Origin of the sequence: Actinomadura opuntiae (assembly GCF_030283205.1) — a bacterium.
Lineage (GTDB): Bacteria > Actinomycetota > Actinomycetes > Streptosporangiales > Streptosporangiaceae > Spirillospora.
In genome coordinates this window covers 256,165-269,672 of the sequence record NZ_JASNWF010000005.1, presented here as the reverse complement: position 1 = coordinate 269,672, position 13,508 = coordinate 256,165, and the positions used below count along the sequence as shown (strand labels likewise).

The following is a 13,508-nucleotide window of genomic DNA, read 5'->3' as shown; positions in this document are numbered from 1 at the left end:
GGTGGCCAAGAAGTACGAGCATCCCGAACGGCGTCCCGCGGTGATCACGGGCGCGTCGTCGGGCATCGGCGCGGAGACGGCCAAGGCCCTCGCCGCGGCGGGGCACCCGGTCGCGCTCGGAGCGCGCCGGGTCGACGCCCTGGAGGAGATCGCCGCGGCCATCCGCGCCGACGGCGGCGAGGCGGTCGCGCACGCGCTCGACGTCACCGACGACGCCTCGGTGGCCGAGTTCGCCGCGAAGGCCGCCGCCGACCTCGGCGACATCGAGGTCGTGGTCAGCAACGCGGGCCTGGTCGCGCCGGGCGCGACCATCGAGGTCAGCTCCGAGCGCTTCGGACGGGAGATCGACCTCAACCTCGTCGGCGCCCACCGGGTCACGCGGGCGTTCGTGCCCGCGATGGTCGAACGGCGGCGCGGCGACATCGTGTTCGTCTCGTCGGACGTCGCCGTCAAGCCCCGGCCGTTCATGTCCGCCTACTCCGCCGGCAAGTGGGGCCTGGAAGGGATGGTCACCGCGCTGCAGATGGAGCTGGAGGGCACCGGCGTGCGGGCCTCCATCGTCCGCCCGGGGCCGACGTGGAGCGGCATGGGCACCGACTGGGACACCGACGAGGCCGCGTTCGTGCTCAACCAGTGGGTCCGCTTCGGACTCGCCCGCCACCCCCACTTCCTCAAGGCCAGGGCGCACGCGGACGCGATCGCCACGATCGTCGGCGCGCCGCGCGGCGTGCACCTGAGCCTGCTCGACGTCAATCCCGAAGCGCCCGTGGAGGAGAAGCCATGACCGCCACCGAGAGTCATCGGCTCGCCGGGATCCCCGAGGTGAGCACGGTCCTCGACGATCAGAGCCCCGAGGTGCCCGAGATCATCCGCGGCACCGGGCACCTGCCGGAGATGCGGGCCGACCCGATCGGCCTGTTCCACCGCGTCCGGGAGGAGTGCGGCGACGTCGGCCGGTTCCGGCTCGCCGACAAGGACGTCGTGCTGGTCAGCGGCGCCGAGGCGAACGAGATGTTCTTCCGCGCCCCGGACGAGCAGCTCGACCAGGCCGCCGCGTACCCGTTCATGACGCCGATCTTCGGCAAGGGCGTCGTCTTCGACGCCTCGCCGGAGGAGCGCCAGCAGATGCTGAAGAACCAGGCGCTGCGCGGCGACATGATGCGCGGGCACGCGCGGACGATCGAGGCGGAGATCCGCCGGATGGTCGCCGGCTGGGGCGACGAGGGCGAGATCGACCTCCTGGACTTCTTCGCCGAGCTGACCATCTACACCACGTCCGCGTGCCTGGTAGGCAAGCCGTTCCGCGACGAGCTGGACGGCTCGTTCGCGAAGCACTACCACGAGCTGGAGCGCGGCACCGACGCCATCGCCTACGTCGACCCGTACGCCGATATCGACAGCTTCCGGATGCGCGACGCCGCCCGCGAGAAGCTCGTCGCGCTGGTGCAGGGCATCATCGAGCGCCGCAAGGAGCGCGGCAAGGTCCCGCGCGAGGAGCGCGACCTGCTCGACGTCCTGATCTCGCTGGACATGAGCGCCGACCACATCACCGGCATCTTCATCTCGATGATGTTCGCCGGGCACCACACCTCCAGCGGCACCGCGTCGTGGGCGATGATCGAGCTGCTGCGCAACCCGAGGGTGCTCGCGGACGTGGTCGCCGAGCTGGACGCGCTGTACGCCGACGGCACCGAGGTGTCGTTCCAGGCGCTGCGGTCGATCCCGGTGCTGGAGTCGGCGCTGAAGGAGACGCTGCGGCTGCACCCGCCGCTGATCATCCTGATGCGGCTCGTCCGCGAGGACTTCGAGCTGCTCGGGAAGACGATCCCCGCCGGGACGATGCTCGCGGCGTCGCCGCGCGTGTCCAACCGGATCGAGGAGGACTTCCCGAAGGCGGGCGACTTCGATCCCGGCCGCTACATCGATCCCCGGCAGGAGGACCTGCAGAACCGCTGGACCTGGATCCCGTTCGGCGCCGGCCGGCACCGCTGCGTCGGCAACGCGTTCGCGATGATGCAGATGAAGGCGATCTTCTCCGTCGTCCTGCGCGACTTCACCTTCGAGGCCGTCCAGCCCCTGGACTCCTACCAGGACGACTTCACCAAGATGGTGATCCAGCTCAAGCAGCCCTGCCGGGTGAGGTACCGCCGGCGGGCGGGGCGGTGAGCGGCATGCGCGTCGTCGCCGACACCACCATCTGCCAAGGGCACCAGCTCTGCCAGGGAGAGGCGCCCGACGTGTTCGGGTTCGACGAGGAGAACGACGTGGTCGAGATCCTCGACGAGCACCCGGACGAGTCCCGCCGCAAGGACGTGGCCACGGCCGTGAAGTACTGCCCGGCCTTCGCGCTTTCGATCGAAGAGGACTGAGGGGACGACGTGAGTGATGACGGCGGGCTGACCCGCGCCGAGATCGAGGGGTTCTGGGACTCCTGGCTGGCGATCAACCGCGAGGCCGAGCGGACCGGCGACTGGCGGATGATGGCCGAGTGGTACGCCGAGGACGCGACCTACGGCTGGATGTACAGCCCCGACGAGCACTTCATGGCCGTCGGCCGCGACCAGATCCGGGACTGGGCGATCGGCATCGAGATGGACGGCCTCGACGGCTGGCACTACGACTACCAGGTCACGGTCATCGACGAGAAGAAGTCGATGATCGTCGGGTTCTGGAAGCAGCGGTCCGGGGTCACCGACGACGCGACCGGCCGGGAGTTCGAGATCCTCGGCATCGGCGGCTCGTGGTTCGGCGTCGAGCGGCAGACGGCCGGGGCGGACGCCGGCCAGATCAAGATCGCCTGGCAGCGGGACTGGTTCGACATGCCGTCGACCGTCCACACGTTCATGCAGATCATCAACTCCGGCAAGGCGCCCGAGACGCTGCAGAAGCGGATGAAGGTCGCCGGCCACGACGTCCCGGGCCACTACCACTACGACGAGATGCCCTCGACCCTGTGGCCGCCGCCCGTCGAGCGCGGCGACTACATCACGCAGGCGCCGAACGACGCACCGGAGGCGGCACAGTGACCGAGCGCGTTCCGGCCAACCCGCCGGCTCAGCAGTACGTCGACGGCAAGCTCGGCGGCGCGAGCGGCGGGGCGTCCTACCCGATCCTCAACCCGGCGACCGGGCAGGAGATCGGCCGCGCCCCCGACAGCACGGCCGCCGACGTGGACGGCGCGATCGGCGCCGCCCGCCGGGCGTTCGACGAGTCCGGCTGGGCGACCGACCGCGCGCTGCGGATCCGGGTGCTGCGCCAGTTCCACCAGGCGCTGCTCGACAACGCCGACGCGCTGCGGGCGCTCACCATCGCCGAGGCCGGCGCGCCCGCGTTCTTCGTCAACGGCCCGCAGTTCGACACCCCGGTCGAGAGCCTGAAGTGGACGATCGACCTGGCCGAGGGCTACGCGTGGGAGACCGACCTCGGCGTCGGCGTCACGATGGGCATCAAGTCGCGGCGCACCGTGCACCGCGAGGCGGTCGGGGTGGTCGCCGCGATCACGCCGTGGAACTTCCCGAACCAGATCAACCTCGCCAAGATCGGGCCGGCGCTCGCCGCCGGGAACACCGTGGTGCTCAAGCCCGCGCCCGACACCCCGTGGCTGGCGGCCGAGCTGGGACGGCTGTTCGCCGAGCGCACCGACATCCCGGCCGGCGTCTTCAACGTCGTCACGCCCCGCGACAACGAGGTGGCGGCGCTGCTGACCACCGACCCGCGCGTGGACATGGTGTCGTTCACCGGCTCCACCAACACCGGCCGCGCCATCGCCGCCGCCGCGGCGCCGACGCTCAAGCGGGTCTTCCTCGAACTCGGCGGCAAGTCCGCGGCGATCGTGCTGGACGACGCGAACCTGAAGGCCGTCGTCGGCAGCACCGCGTTCGCGGCGTCCGTGCACGCCGGGCAGGGCTGCGCCATCACCACCCGGCTGGTGGTGCCCCGGGCGCGCTACGACGAGGCGGTGGAGATCGCCGCGTCCACGATGGCCTCGCTCGGCGCCAAGGACCCCGCCGACCCCGGCACCATCTGCGGCCCGGTCATCTCGGCGGCGCAGCGCGACCGGGTGACGTCCTACCTCGGCCTGGCCGCCGAGGAGGGCGGACGGTTCGCCACCGGCGGCGGGCTCGCCGAACAGGACGGCGAGCTGGCCGGCGGGTTCTGGGTCCAGCCGACCGTCATCGCCGGGCTGGACAACACCGCCCGGGTCGCCCAGGAGGAGATCTTCGGGCCGGTGCTGACGGTCATCGCGCACGACGGCGACGACGACGCCGTCCGGATCGCCAACGAGTCGCCGTACGGCCTGTCCGGCTCGGTCGACTCCGGCGACCTGGAGCGGGCCAAGGCCGTCGCCGCCCGGATCCGCACCGGCACGGTCGGCGTCAACGGCGGGCTGTGGTTCGGCGCGGACGCGCCGTTCGGCGGCTACAAGCAGTCCGGAATCGGCCGCGAGATGGGCGTGGCCGGGTTCGAGGAGTACCTCGAGACCAAGACCACGGCCGTCCCGGCCTGACCGCCGGCCCACCCCCCACGGATACGGAGAGCAGCAGTGAGCAGGTTCCAGGACAAGGTCGTCATCGTCACCGGCGCGGCCCAGGGGATCGGCGAGGTCTACGCCAAGGGGCTGGCCGCGGAGGGCGCCTCGGTGGTCGTCGCCGACCTCAACGCCGAGGCCGGCGACCAGGTCGCCAAGCAGATCCGGGCCGACGGCGGCAAGGCGCTCTTCGTGCCGGTCGACGTGTCGTCGCCGGAGTCGGCCAAGGCCCTCGCGGACGCGACCGTCGCCGAGTTCGGCGGCATCGACGCGCTGGTCAACAACGCCGCCATCTACGGCGCGATGAAGTTCGACCTGCTGATCAGCGTCGACTGGGACTACTACCGCAAGTTCCTCGACGTGAACCTCAACGGCGCGCTCGTCATGACCCGCGCGGTGTACCGGGAGATGCGCAAGCGCGGCGGCGGCTCGATCGTCAACCAGTCCAGCACCGCCGCCTACCTCTACTCCGGCTTCTACGGGCTGGCGAAGGTCGGCGTGAACGGGCTGACCCAGCAGCTCGCGCACGAGCTCGGCGGGATGAACATCCGGGTCAACGCGGTCGCGCCCGGCCCGACCGACACCGAGGCCACCCGGGTGCAGGCCGGCGACGCGGCCAAGGACCTGGTGAAGAACATGGCGCTCAAGCGGTTCGGGCAGCCCGAGGACATGCTCGGCGCGGTGAAGTTCCTGCTCTCCGACGACGCCTCGTGGGTGACCGGCCAGATCATCGCCGTCGACGGCGGCCAGACCTTCCGGCTCTAGGCGCGGACGGGACGGACGGGAGAGGGAGGGCGAGATGAGCGGCATCGTCCGCGTCGGATTCGTCGGGCTCGGCGACATCGGCAAGCCGATGGCGACCCGGCTCGCCGCGCAGCAGGCGGAGGCCGGGCTCGCGCTCGGCGTGTTCGACCTGGCCACCGCGCCGGTCGAGGAGCTGGTCGCGGCCGGTGCGAAGGCGGCCGGCGGCGTCGGCGCCCTCGCGGCCGGCAGCGACGTGCTGTGCGTCATGGTCAACAACGACCGGCAGGTCCGCTCGGTGCTCGACGAGGTGCTGGCCGCCGACGGCGTGGGCGAGGGGCTCACCGTGGCCGTCCACTCCACCGTGGCGCCAGAGACGCCCGCCGAACTCGAAGAGCTCGCGGCGCGGCGCGGCGTCCGGCTGGTCGACGCGCCGGTCTCCGGCGGCGCGATGGGCGCGGGCACCGGCGAGCTGGCCGTCATGGTCGGCGGCTCGGAGGAGGCGTTCGCGGCGGTGCGTCCGGTGCTGGACGTCCTGGCGAAGAAGGTCGTGCACGCCGGGCCGATCGGCGCGGGCACCCGGTTCAAGCTCGCCCGCAACCTGATGCACTACGTCGCGTTCACCGCGGCGACCGAGGCGCAGCGGCTCGCCGAGGCGGCCGGGCTCGACATCGTCGCGCTGGGCGAGGTCGTCCGGCACACCGACGCGCTCACCGGCGGACCCGGAGCGATCATGTACCGGGACACGACCGCCGAGCTGGAACCGGGCTCGTTCTGGTACACCACGTTCGGCCACCTCCGGCAGCTCGCCGAGAAGGACCTCGACTTCGCGGTCGCGCTGGCCGACGAGCTCGGCGTCGACGTCCCGCTGGCCAGGATCGCGCGCGAACGGCTCGCGCCCGGGCTGGGCTTCTCCGAGGAGCAGGCATGACCGACGACAAGGCCGGCAAGTTCGACGACCTCCCCGAGCTGCGGGCCCGCGGCCTGCGCAAGATGGAGCAGGTCTACGGCTTCGACATGACCGACGGGACCGGCGACTTCTTCCGCTACACCGCCGACCACCTGTTCGGCGACGTCTGGCAGCGGCCCGGCCTGTCCGACCGCGACCGCCGCCTGCTGCTCATCGGCCTGCTCGCCGGGCAGGGCGCCGCCGACGTGCTCGGCATCCAGGTGCCCGCCGCGTACGCCGCCGGCGAGTTCGACGACGACGCGCTGCGCGAGATCGTGGTGTTCCTCTGCCACTACGCGGGCTGGCCGAACGGCGCGCGGCTCAACTCCATCGTCGAGGAGACGATCGCCAAGGCGGCGCGCGCCGCCGCCCGCGCCGCCCGCGCCGCCCGCGCCGCCGAGACGAGCGACTGACCGCGCCCGCCGGCACCCCCCACCCCCCGAGGAGCACCATGGCCATCCGCGTCCTGCACGTCGCGACCGGCAACGTCGGCCGCATCGCGCTGTCCCAGCTGATCGAGGATCCCCGCTTCGAGCTGGCCGGCCTCGTCGTGTCGAACCCGGACAAGGTCGGGCGGGACGCGGGCGAGCTCGCCGGCCTCGGCACGGTCACCGGCGTGGCGGCCACCGCCGACCTGGACGCGGCGCTGGAGGCGCGGCCCGACTGCACGGTCTACTGCGCGCTCGGGGAGACCCGGCTGTTCGAGGCGCTCGCCGACATCGGGACGATCCTCGCCTCGGGCAGCAACGTCGTCGCGTCCTCGCCGGTGCCGCTGATCTACCCCTGGGGGCTGCTGCCGGACCGGATGATCGACCCCGTCGAGGACGCCTGCCGCACCGGCGGGACGAGCCTGTTCGTCACCGGCGTCGACCCCGGCTGGGTCAACGACCTGCTGCCCTTCGCGATCGCCAGCACGTGCCAGCGGGTCGAGCGGGTGGTCTGCTCCGAGATCGCCGACTACGCGACCTACGACGGCGGCCCGGTCATGTTCGACTTCATGGGCTTCGGACGCCCGCTCGACGACCTGCCGCGGATGTTCAAGCCGGGGATCCTCGCGGCGTCCTGGGGCGTCAGCCTGCGGATGATGGCGCGCGGGTTCGGCTTCGAGCTCGACGACATCACCGAGTGGTACGAGCGGGAGCCGGCGCCGGAGGCGTTCGACGTCGCCGCCGGGCACATCCCCGCGGGCGGCGTGGCGGCGATGCGGCTGAAGATCTGCGGCGTCGCCCGGGGCAAAGAGGTGCTGGTCATCGACCACACGACCCGGCTGCGCGGCGACCTGCGCCCCGACTGGCCGCAGCCCGCGCAGGACGGCGGCTCCTACCGGCTGGAGATCACCGGCGAGCCCTCCTACCGCGTCGACGTCTGCCCGACCAGCGCGAAGGGCGACCACAACTACGCGGCGATCGCCGCGGGCGCGGGCCGCATCGTCAACGCGATCCCCGACGTCGTCGCGGCCCCGCCGGGCCTGCGGACCCCGCTCGACCTGCCCTTCAACACCGCCCGCGGCGTCTTCGCGACCGCCCTGGCCGGCTAGCACCCCGACGACAGGAGGACATCGAGATGGGACGTGTGGACGGGAAGATCGCCCTGATCAGCGGGGGCGCGCGCGGCATCGGCGCGGCGAGCGCCCGGGCGCTGGCGGCCGAGGGCGCGAAGGTCGTGCTCGGCGACCTCCTCGACGAGGAGGGCAAGGCCGTCGCCGACGAGCTGGGCGACGCGGCCCGCTACGTGCACCTCGACGTGACCAGCCCGGAGGACTGGACGGCCGCCGTCGAGACCACCGTCCGCGAGTTCGGCGGCCTGAACGTGCTGTTCAACAACGCGGGCATCGCCAACGGCGCGTCGATCAACCGGTTCTCGCTGGAGAAATGGCAGAAGATCATCGACATCAACCTGACCGGCCCGTTCCTCGGGATCCGCGCGGCCACCGACGCGCTGATCGCGGCCGGCGGCGGGTCGATCATCAACACCTCGTCCATCGAGGGGCTGCGCGGCACGTCCTGGGCGCACGGCTACGTGGCCTCCAAATGGGGGCTGCGCGGCCTGACCAAGTCGGTCGCCATGGAGCTCGCGCAGCACGGCGTCCGGGTCAACTCGCTGCACCCGGGCCTGATCCGCACGCCGCTCACCGAGGGCATCCCCGACGACATGATCCCAGTCCCGCTCGGGCGGCCCGGCCTGCCGGAGGACGTCGCGTCGTTCGTGGTCTTCCTCGCCAGCGACGAGTCGTCCTACGCCACCGGGACGGAGTTCGTCATCGACGGCGGCACCGTCAACCAGATCCCGCACAAGTGAACCCGGCGCCCCCGGACGCAGAGATTCGAGACAGGGACCGTTGACCTCCTCCATCCGCTTGGACGCGGGGGATTCCGACCCTCGCGGGTCGGGTTTCCTGCTTCATTGCCGTCTGCCCGCCGGGCTTTCGCCGTTCGGGTCCTACGTCGGCTCCACAGGCCGATACCGCCAGCCCGGCGGCCATGACGTTACGGGCTGCATTGACGTCGCGGTCGTGGACCACACCGCACCTGCACCGCCATTCCCTCACATTGAGGGGCATCGTCTCAGTGACGGTCCGGCAGTGCGAGCACATCTTGGAGGAGGGGAACCATCGGTCGATCACGACGAGTTCGCGGCCGTACCAGTCGGCCTTGTACTCCAGCATCGTCCGCAACTCCCGCCACGCCGCATCCGAGATCGCGCGGGCCAGCGAGTGGTTGCGGACCATGCCTGCGACGTTCAGGTCCTCGATCACGACCACTTGGTTCTCGCGGACGAGCCGAGACGTCAACTTGTGCAGGAAGTCCCGCCGACGGTCGGTGATCCGCGCGTGGATTCGCGCGAGTCTGCGGCGGGCCTTGGCGCGATTCTTCGAGCCCTTGGCCTTGCGGGCCAGGTCTTTCTGGGCCCTGGCGAGGCGTTCCCGATCCCGGCGCTCGTGTCGGGGATTGCTGACCTTTTCCCCGGTCGACAGCGTGACCAGCGACGAGATCCCGGCATCGACCCCCACGGCACGGTTGACAGGGGCGAGGCGTCCGATGGCGTCCTCGCACAGCAAGGACACGAACCACCGGCCCGCGCCATCGCGGGAGACAGTGACCGTGGACGGCACGGCCCCCTCCGGGAGCGGCCTCGACCAGACGATGTCCAGTGGCTCGGCCATCTTCGCCAGCGTCAACCGCCCGTCGCGCCATCGGAACGCCGAACGGGTGTACTCCGCCGAAGCTCGGGACTTCTTCCCCGATTTGAAACGCGGATAGGAGGCGCGTTTGGCGAAGTAGTTGGTGAACGCCGTCTGCAGATGCCGAAGCGCCTGCTGCAACGGCACCGAGGACACCTCGCCCAGGAACGCCAAGTCGACTGTGCGCTTCCAAGCGGTGAGCATCGCGGAGGTCTCCGCATAGGAGACATGGCGCTGCTCGCGGTGCCATGCGCGGGTGCGTTCCTCCAGCGCTCGGTTGTACACCAGTCGGACGCAGCCGAACGTGCGAGACAACTCTGCCACCTGCTGGTCAGTGGGATAGAAGCGGTATCGGAACGCCCGCCTCACCTCCCGCGCCATGAATCACACCCTACGGGTTCCATGTAAGAGAAGGGAGGGAGCGGCGTTTTGTCCCCACCTGAAGGTGGGGGTCTCCGCGCCGCGGCCCCGATGAACGCACATACCTCTCCCGGAACGGCCGTCCCGCAGGTGGTCCCGGCCGCGGACCTGCCCGCCGATGCCGAGCGGTTCGACGTCGTCGTGGTGGGCTTCGGCATCGCCGGCGGCTGCGCCGCGCTGGAGGCCGCGCGCTCCGGGGCGCGGGTGCTGCTGCTGGAGCGCGCCGCCGTGCACGGCGGCACGTCGAGCATGTCGGGCGGCCACTTCTACCTCGGCGGCGGCACCGCCGTGCAGAAGGCCACCGGCCACGACGACACGGCCGAGGCGATGGCGCGCTACCTCATGGCGAGCACGAAGGACCCGGACGAGGAGAAGATCCGGGCCTACTGCGAGGGGTCGGTCGAGCACTTCGACTGGCTGGAGGCGCTGGGCTTCGCGTTCGAGCGGTCCTACTTCCCGGGCAAGGCGGTGATCCAGCCCGGCACCGAGGGGCTGATGTTCACCGGCAACGAGAAGGTGTGGCCGTTCCGCGACGGAATCCCGCCCGCGCCGCGCGGCCACAAGGTGCCGGTGCCGGGCGACACCGAGGGCACCAAGATCGTGATGGACCTGCTGCGCGACCGGGTCGAGGAGGCCGGGGTCGAGGTCCGCTACGAGACCGGCGCGACCAACCTGGTGGTCGGCGAGGACGGCGCGGTCGCCGGCGTCGCCTGGCGCAACTTCGACCGGACGGGCGTGGTCGCCGCCGCCGGAGTCGTGATCGCGGCCGGCGGGTTCGTGATGAACGCGGACATGGTCGCCGCCCACACCCCGGCCCTCGGCGAGAAGCTGTTCACCCTCGGCAGCACCTACGACGACGGGCTCGGCATCCGGCTCGGCCAGTCGGCCGGCGCGGCGCTGGAGCACATGGACGAGCCGTTCATCACCGCGCCGTTCTATCCGCCGTCGTCGCTGGTGAAGGGGCTGATCGTCAACAGGCGCGGCGAGCGGTTCGTGGCCGAGGACAGCTACCACGCGCGCACGTCCTACTACGTGCTCAAGCAGCCGGGCGCGGCGGCGTACCTGATCGCCGACAGCGACCACATGGAAGAGCAGCGGATGCCGCTGGTGCCGTTGAAGGACGGCTACGAGACGATCGAGGAGATGGAGGCCGGCCTGGACCTGCCCGCCGGCTCGCTCGTCCGGACCATGGCGCGCTACAACGAGCACGCCGCACGCGGCGAGGATCCCGATTTCCACAAGCACCCCGACTGGCTGGCGCCGCAGACCAACGGTCCGTGGGGCGTCTACGACCTCACCCTCGGCACCGCCCTGTACGCCGGCTTCACGCTCGGCGGCATGGCCACCACGGTCGACGGCGAGGTGCGGCGGCCCGACGGGTCGGTCATCGCGGGCCTCTACGCGGCCGGGGCGTGCGCGTCCAACATCGCCCAGGACGGCGCAGGCTACTGCTCGGGCACCCAGCTCGGCGAGGGCTCCTTCTTCGGCCGCCGCGCCGGCGTCGCCGCCGCGACGCGCGCCCGCGCCACCTCCCGCTAGGCGCGGCCGCCGGGCCATCGGCGCGCCGGCGGGGTGGCGCGCCGCGGCCCGGGGGAGGGTGCGGCAAGATGAGCGGCATGGGACAAGTCGTGGCGACTGCGGAGAAGACGCTGAACGCGAGCCCGGAACGGGTGCTCGAAGCACTCGGGGACTACACCGGCGTGCGCTCCAGGATGCTGACCGAGCACTACAGCGAGTACGACGTGCGCGAAGGCGGCCAGGGCGCCGGAACGGTGGTGCACTGGAAGCTGGCCGCCACCAGCAAGCGCGTCCGGGACTGCCTGCTCTCGGTGAGCGCCCCCGCCGCGGACACGCTGGTGGAGAAGGACGCCAACTCCTCCATGGTCACGACCTGGACCGTCTCGCCTGCGGGCGGCGGAGCGCGCGTCCAGGTCAGGACGACCTGGGACGGCGCCGGCGGCGTCGGCGGGTTCTTCGAGCGCACCTTCGCCCCGAAGGGCCTGCGCGCCATCTACGACGCGCAGCTGGCGAAGCTGGACGCCGAGCTGGGCGCCTGACGGCCCGCCCCGCGCGGGGCCGCCCGCAGCACGATCATCGGTCTGGACAAACAGCGCCGCCGGTTCTACTTTTATGGCGAATCGCTCTGCGTGACCGATGATGGAGCGGAGGTTCACGGTGTGCTGACGTAATGCCGCCACCCCGGTGGTGGACGTTTCCGGTCCGCAGAAAGCACCCAGACCTCGGGCTCCCACAATGGCTGATGAATCGGCGAATGAACGGCGCTCAACCGTTATCGCTCGCATGCGTGAACTCGCAAGTGCGGTACTTGCAAGGGCGATGCCCGCGAGGGTGAGAACGGCCGGGTGGTCGCATGGCGCGTCGTGAACGCCCGCTGGACCCGGCGGACGGCCCCCTGGAGGCGTTCGCGCACGATCTCCGCGAACTGCGGGCGGCCGCGGGCGAGCCGACGTACCGGCAACTGGCGCAACTGGCGGGCTACAGCGCGTCGACGCTGTCGGAGGCCGCCAGCGGCGCCAGGCTCCCCACCCTCGCGGTCACGCTGGCCTTCGTGGGCGCCTGCTCCGGCGACACCGAGGCGTGGGAGCACCGGTGGAAGGAAGTCCACGACGCCCTGCAGTCCATGGACGACGCGCCGCCGCCCGGCGCGCCGGACGAGGGCGCCGGCAGCCTGGCCACGCAGGAGATCATGCGGGCCGACCTGCCGGACGGAGGCCCGGCCGCTCCCCATCGCGTCCGCCCGGTCGTCATCGGCCCGGTCGCGACCGGGGGCCGGGCCAAGCGGAATATCGCCGCGATCACGGCCGGCTGCCTTCTCGTGGCCGGTTTACTCGTCGTCGGCCTGAACGGTCCCTGGCGCGGAGGTGAAGCAAAGGAATCCTCCGGCTGCCCGTCAATGCCGAAGAATCCGAAGTTCACCGCCACCGCCTACGGTGATGGCGTGCCCGTCCGGTCCGGGGCCGCTCTCGCCCATCCGCCATTGGCCACTTATCCGGCCGGGTGCGTGCTCGGGTTCACGGGTTTCTGCATAGGGCAGAAGGTCACCGACCGGACCGCGGGAATTCCCGACAGCCGCTGGTTCGTCCTGCCCGACGGCCACGTCGTCCCGTCGGCCCTGGTGCACGGCAATCCGCCCACGCAACTGGCCCCCGCCTCCTGCGCCGACGCCCGCCCGGCGCCGAAGCGGATCTCGCTGAAGGCCGTCGGGCCGCCTTCGCCCGACCCGCGCGTGGTCCTCAGCGCGTCGGGACCGCAGGTGCAGATCGCCGGGTTCGCCGCGTACTACGCCGCCGACCCCGGCAGCCCGGACCTGCGCCTGTGGCACCAGATCGGGCTGACCGGGGACTCCGACCCCGCCCTGTCGGTCGCCTGGCGCCCCGACAAGCTCCCCGCCCCCGTCCACGCCGGCGACACCGTCCTCGTCGTGGCCGTGGCCTGCCTCGGCGGCGGCGACTCGGGCCGCGCGGCGTCCCTCGCCTCGCTGAAACTGCCCGGCAAGCGCGACCGCGCCTCGCTGACGCCGCGGTCCGCGACGGTCGACCAGGCCGCGCGCCGCGCCGCCTGCCAATACCCGAGCGCCTCCTGACCGAGCGGCGACCGGCCCGTTGCCGCCGCACCCCGATTCATTGATCCCGGAATCGCGCCCGGTGCGCCGTCCGGCCGCGCCGCCC

14 protein-coding genes are annotated in these 13,508 nt (G+C 71.7%); 13 read left to right on the top strand and 1 reads right to left on the bottom strand.

The features are described from left to right. Position 1: 1 nt before the first annotated feature. Genes QP089_RS12580 through QP089_RS12535 form a run of 10 tightly spaced genes read left to right on the top strand, consistent with a single transcriptional unit; the run spans position 2 to position 8,516 of the window. Positions 2-784: an SDR family oxidoreductase gene (locus QP089_RS12580; RefSeq protein ID WP_285911719.1), complete on the top strand. Its 783-nt coding sequence runs from the start codon at positions 2-4 to the stop codon at positions 782-784. Beyond that, the gene (locus QP089_RS12575) at positions 781-2,166 is read left to right on the top strand and encodes a cytochrome P450 (protein WP_285911718.1); all 1,386 of its coding nucleotides are present in this window, start codon (positions 781-783) and stop codon (positions 2,164-2,166) included. The genes QP089_RS12580 and QP089_RS12575 overlap by 4 nt, the downstream gene beginning before the upstream one ends. A 5-nt stretch (positions 2,167-2,171) precedes the next feature. Next, positions 2,172-2,369, top strand: a complete 198-nt coding sequence (locus tag QP089_RS12570) for a ferredoxin (RefSeq protein ID WP_285911717.1) — start codon at positions 2,172-2,174, stop codon at positions 2,367-2,369. Positions 2,370-2,378: 9 nt separating this feature from the next. Beyond that, complete coding sequence (locus tag QP089_RS12565; RefSeq protein WP_285911716.1) at positions 2,379-3,026, top strand: hypothetical protein; 648 nt, start codon at positions 2,379-2,381, stop codon at positions 3,024-3,026. Beyond that, complete coding sequence (locus tag QP089_RS12560; protein ID WP_285911715.1) at positions 3,023-4,507, top strand: aldehyde dehydrogenase; 1,485 nt, start codon at positions 3,023-3,025, stop codon at positions 4,505-4,507. The genes QP089_RS12565 and QP089_RS12560 overlap by 4 nt, the downstream gene beginning before the upstream one ends. Positions 4,508-4,543: 36 nt before the next feature. Beyond that, entirely contained in the window at positions 4,544-5,293 is a 750-nt protein-coding gene (locus QP089_RS12555) for an SDR family oxidoreductase (RefSeq protein WP_285911714.1), read from the top strand. A 34-nt stretch (positions 5,294-5,327) separates the two neighbouring features. After that, positions 5,328-6,200: an NAD(P)-dependent oxidoreductase gene (locus tag QP089_RS12550; protein ID WP_285911713.1), complete on the top strand. Its 873-nt coding sequence runs from the start codon at positions 5,328-5,330 to the stop codon at positions 6,198-6,200. Next, positions 6,197-6,631 carry a carboxymuconolactone decarboxylase family protein gene (locus QP089_RS12545; protein WP_285911712.1) on the top strand — a complete coding sequence of 145 codons (435 nt, stop codon included), beginning with the start codon at positions 6,197-6,199 and terminating at the stop codon, positions 6,629-6,631. Before QP089_RS12550 ends, QP089_RS12545 begins: the two co-directional genes overlap by 4 nt. Positions 6,632-6,669: 38 nt before the next feature. After that, a complete protein-coding gene (locus QP089_RS12540) occupies positions 6,670-7,755 on the top strand; it encodes an NAD(P)H-dependent amine dehydrogenase family protein (RefSeq protein WP_285911711.1) in 1,086 nt (361 codons plus the stop codon). A 26-nt stretch (positions 7,756-7,781) separates the two neighbouring features. Further along, positions 7,782-8,516: a glucose 1-dehydrogenase gene (locus tag QP089_RS12535; RefSeq protein WP_285911710.1), complete on the top strand. Its 735-nt coding sequence runs from the start codon at positions 7,782-7,784 to the stop codon at positions 8,514-8,516. Here QP089_RS12535 and QP089_RS12530 read toward each other — a convergent pair. Further along, positions 8,494-9,780 carry an RNA-guided endonuclease InsQ/TnpB family protein gene (locus QP089_RS12530; protein WP_285911709.1) on the bottom strand — a complete coding sequence of 429 codons (1,287 nt, stop codon included), beginning with the start codon at positions 9,778-9,780 and terminating at the stop codon, positions 8,494-8,496. The genes QP089_RS12535 and QP089_RS12530 overlap by 23 nt on opposite strands. A gap of 90 nt (positions 9,781-9,870) precedes the next feature. Here QP089_RS12530 and QP089_RS12525 point away from each other — a divergent pair, with 90 nt between their 5' ends. From QP089_RS12525 to QP089_RS12515, 3 genes are all read left to right on the top strand, one after another. Continuing rightward, positions 9,871-11,358: an FAD-binding protein gene (locus QP089_RS12525; protein ID WP_285911708.1), complete on the top strand. Its 1,488-nt coding sequence runs from the start codon at positions 9,871-9,873 to the stop codon at positions 11,356-11,358. 77 nt (positions 11,359-11,435) lie between these two features. After that, positions 11,436-11,876 (top strand): SRPBCC family protein, encoded by a 441-nt coding sequence (locus QP089_RS12520; RefSeq protein WP_285911707.1) that lies wholly within the window; start codon positions 11,436-11,438, stop codon positions 11,874-11,876. 314 nt (positions 11,877-12,190) lie between these two features. Next, positions 12,191-13,423 carry a helix-turn-helix domain-containing protein gene (locus QP089_RS12515; RefSeq protein ID WP_285911706.1) on the top strand — a complete coding sequence of 411 codons (1,233 nt, stop codon included), beginning with the start codon at positions 12,191-12,193 and terminating at the stop codon, positions 13,421-13,423. Positions 13,424-13,508 lie beyond the last annotated feature (85 nt).

Coding starts and splice junctions, on each gene's coding strand:
- QP089_RS12570 (WP_285911717.1), top strand. CDS start 2,172: ATGCGCGTCGTCGCCGACACCACCATCTGCCAAGGGCACCAGCTCTGC.
- QP089_RS12525 (WP_285911708.1), top strand. CDS start 9,871: ATGAACGCACATACCTCTCCCGGAACGGCCGTCCCGCAGGTGGTCCCG.
- QP089_RS12515 (WP_285911706.1), top strand. CDS start 12,191: ATGGCGCGTCGTGAACGCCCGCTGGACCCGGCGGACGGCCCCCTGGAG.
- QP089_RS12520 (WP_285911707.1), top strand. CDS start 11,436: ATGGGACAAGTCGTGGCGACTGCGGAGAAGACGCTGAACGCGAGCCCG.
- QP089_RS12530 (WP_285911709.1), bottom strand. CDS start 9,780: ATGGCGCGGGAGGTGAGGCGGGCGTTCCGATACCGCTTCTATCCCACT.
- QP089_RS12540 (WP_285911711.1), top strand. CDS start 6,670: ATGGCCATCCGCGTCCTGCACGTCGCGACCGGCAACGTCGGCCGCATC.
- QP089_RS12545 (WP_285911712.1), top strand. CDS start 6,197: ATGACCGACGACAAGGCCGGCAAGTTCGACGACCTCCCCGAGCTGCGG.
- QP089_RS12575 (WP_285911718.1), top strand. CDS start 781: ATGACCGCCACCGAGAGTCATCGGCTCGCCGGGATCCCCGAGGTGAGC.
- QP089_RS12550 (WP_285911713.1), top strand. CDS start 5,328: ATGAGCGGCATCGTCCGCGTCGGATTCGTCGGGCTCGGCGACATCGGC.
- QP089_RS12535 (WP_285911710.1), top strand. CDS start 7,782: ATGGGACGTGTGGACGGGAAGATCGCCCTGATCAGCGGGGGCGCGCGC.